Annotated in this window: 3 protein-coding genes; 1 reads left to right on the forward strand and 2 read right to left on the reverse strand. The window is 75.6% G+C overall.

Translation table 11 applies throughout. From position 1 onward, the window contains the following. On the reverse strand, nt 1–774 hold a 774-nt coding region (locus tag GT045_RS36745; protein WP_345942872.1), incomplete at its 3' end, for a transcription antitermination factor NusB. Between the two features lie 116 nt (nt 775–890). Further along, nucleotides 891–1,823: a methionyl-tRNA formyltransferase gene (fmt, locus tag GT045_RS36750; RefSeq protein ID WP_161295851.1), complete on the reverse strand. Its 933-nt coding sequence runs from the start codon at nt 1,821–1,823 to the stop codon at nt 891–893. Nucleotides 1,824–2,038: 215 nt separating this feature from the next. On the opposite strand from fmt, the gene GT045_RS36755 reads away from it, so the two are divergent. Continuing rightward, entirely contained in the window at nt 2,039–2,581 is a 543-nt protein-coding gene (locus GT045_RS36755; RefSeq protein WP_161295853.1) for a hypothetical protein, read from the forward strand. The last annotated feature ends 179 nt before the right edge of the window (nt 2,582–2,760 follow it).

Raw genomic sequence — 2,760 nt, forward strand, 5'->3', positions numbered from 1 at the left:
CTCGCGCACGGCCTCGACCGCGCCCGGCTCGCCGCCCTCGGCCAGCCGCACGGCGTACGGCGACCAGCGGCCCGCCACCGCGGCGTCCTCGCGGAGCAGTTCCGCGGTGGTGGCCCGGCCGGGCCGGGCGACGAGCGTGACCTCGGGCCGCTCGTTGTCCGCCGTCAGCAGCTCCTCGATGCCGGCCCGGCCGCCGCCCAGGGAGTCCCAGAGCGCGGAGACGACCCAGCGCGGGTGCGAGTGCACGACGGCGAGGTGGTCCTCGGGATCCTCGTCGTAGGGCGGCGCGACCTTCGCGGTCCAGCCCGCCAGGTCGTCCTGCGCGATCTTGCGGAGCACGGCGTTGACGAACTTGGCCCGTCCGTCGCCGAGCACCACCCGGGCCAGCTCGACGGAGGCGGAGACGGCGGCGTGCGTCGGGATGCGGGTGCCGAGCAACTGGTGCGCGCCCAGGCTCAGCACGTCCAGCACCGGCGGGTCGACCTCACGCAGCGGCCGGTCGACGCAGGCGGCGATGACGGCGTCGTACGTGCCCTGCCGGCGCAGCGTGCCGTACACCAGCTCGGTGGCGAGGGCCGCGTCCCGGGCGTCGAACTTCTCCGGGCCCTCCTTCTCGCGGGCCTTCCGCAGCAGCGGGGGCAGCACGAGGTTGGCGTACGCGTCCCGCTCGTCCACCGCGCGCAGCGCCTCGAAGGCGAGCATGCGGACGGGGTCCTTCTGGGGACGGCGGTAGGGCTTGGCGGGCTTGCGGGGCCGCCGGGAGGGCTCGCTCACGAAAAAGGTGCTCCGGGTGTGAAGAAGAGGATGCGCCTCCAGCCTACGTCGGCGCATCCGTGCCCCCGCCGCGCGGGGCGCCGCCCGGCACCGGTGTCCGGACCCCGGCCGGGGCGTCAGCCGCCGAGCGTCTCGCCCTCCGCGATGCGCATCCCGCGGGCCCAGTCGGCGGCGCGCATCGGCTTCTTGCCCTGGGCCTGCACCCACAGCAGCTCGACGGCGTACGAACCGGTGCCCACGTGCACGCTGTTCTTGCCCACGGCCAGCCGCCCCGGGGCCAGTTCCGTCCGCTCGGGAACCGGCGTGACCTGGATGAGCTTGAGCCGCTCACCGCGGAAGGTGGTCCAGGCACCGGGCGCCGGGGTGCAGCCGCGCACGACCCGGTCGACGCGCAGCGCGGGCGCCGTCCAGTCCACCCGGGCGTCCTCCACGGTGATCTTCGGCGCGAGGGTGACGCCGTCGGCGGGCTGCGGTACGGCCTTCAGGGTGCCGTCCTCGATGCCGTCCATGGTGGCGGCGAGCAGGCCCGCGCCGGCGAAGGCGAGCCGGGTCAGCAGGTCGCCGCTGGTGTCGGTGGGGCGGACCCGCTCGGTCACGGTGCCGTAGACGGGTCCGGAGTCGAGTCCTTCCTCGATGAGGAAGGTGGAGGCGCCCGTGATCTCGTCCCCGGCCATCACCGAGTGCTGCACGGGTGCGGCGCCACGCCAGGCGGGCAGCAGCGAGAAGTGCAGGTTGACCCAGCCGTGGGCCGGGATGTCCAGGGCCGACTTCGGCAGCAGGGCGCCGTAGGCGACGACCGGGCAGCAGTCCGGGGCGATCTCCCGCAGCCGCGCCTGGAACTCCGGGTCCCGCGGCTTGAGGGGCCTGAGCACCTCGATGCCCGCCTCCTGCGCCCGCTCGGCCACGGGCGACGCGACCAGCCTGCGTCCGCGCCCGGCCGGCGCGTCGGGCCGCGTGACGACGGCGGCCACCTCGTGCCGCCCGGAGGCGAGCAGAGCGTCCAGAGCGGGAACGGCGACCTCGGGGGTACCGGCGAAGACGAGCTTCATGGGCGGGATCGGGCCTCTCGGGCGGGGGTCGGGCGGGCAGCGCACCAGTCTATGGCCACGGGCGGCGCGCGGGCGGTCGGGCGGCGTACGCATATGCCCGCACGCCCCCACCCCGTGACCAGCGGAGCGCGCACGCGTTGGTCAAGAAAGAGTTGACCACAAAGGGCCGCTTTCGCGGCCCAATTCCTTTCAACGCCGGTTCGAGAGGCTTGTTCATGGCCGACCACGCAACCCACGACGCCCAGGCCCGGGCCAGCCTGCACTTGCTGGTGCGGGACATCGAGCGGGTCCGCCGGCAGGTGGACGCGCTGCGCACGCTCACCGCCCAGTTGGGCAACGTCTACCGTCCGCGCCGCTCCGGCCCGTCCACGGGCTTCGTCGTCTACGGACGCGCCCCCGCCCCGACGGTGCGCCTCGCCCAGGAGCTCCGGGACAGCGTCGAAACCCTGGTCACGGCCGCCGTGGACTTCGACCGCTCGCTCGGCTTCTCGTGGGACGCGGTGGGCTCGGCGCTCGGGGTCACCAAGCAGGCGGTGCACCGCCGTTACGGCGCCCGTCGCGCCACCCCGCAGGCCCCCGCGGAGGCGGAGCGGACGCCGGAGCCGACCGGCACCCGCACGCTCAACGTCAACGCGGGTCTGCCCCCGGTGCCGACGGTACCCGCGGCCCGTTCCATGCCCACCCAGCCGACCGCGGGCAGTCCGGCCCTGCGCGACGACGCCCGGCCGACGGCCTTCCCCGGCCCGCGCAACGGCTGACCGCCCCCGGCCACCGGTCCGCGTCGCGCTCCGGCCTGCCCTCCCTGACCTGCCCTGACCTGCCCTCCCGGCCCGTCTCCGGGAGGGCAGCCGTACGCCGGGGCGCCGCACGAGGGCGTCCGTACGCGGGGCCCGCAGAAGGGCAGCCGTAGGACGGGGCGCCGACGTGGGCGGCCGGC

Source organism: Streptomyces sp. SID486 (assembly GCF_009865385.1).
GTDB lineage: Bacteria > Actinomycetota > Actinomycetes > Streptomycetales > Streptomycetaceae > Streptomyces.

Bases quoted from the DNA above. Each gene is read 5' to 3' on its own strand.
- fmt (WP_161295851.1), bottom strand. From the start codon at position 1,823: ATGAAGCTCGTCTTCGCCGGTACCCCCGAGGTCGCCGTTCCCGCTCTG.
- GT045_RS36755 (WP_161295853.1), top strand. From the start codon at position 2,039: ATGGCCGACCACGCAACCCACGACGCCCAGGCCCGGGCCAGCCTGCAC.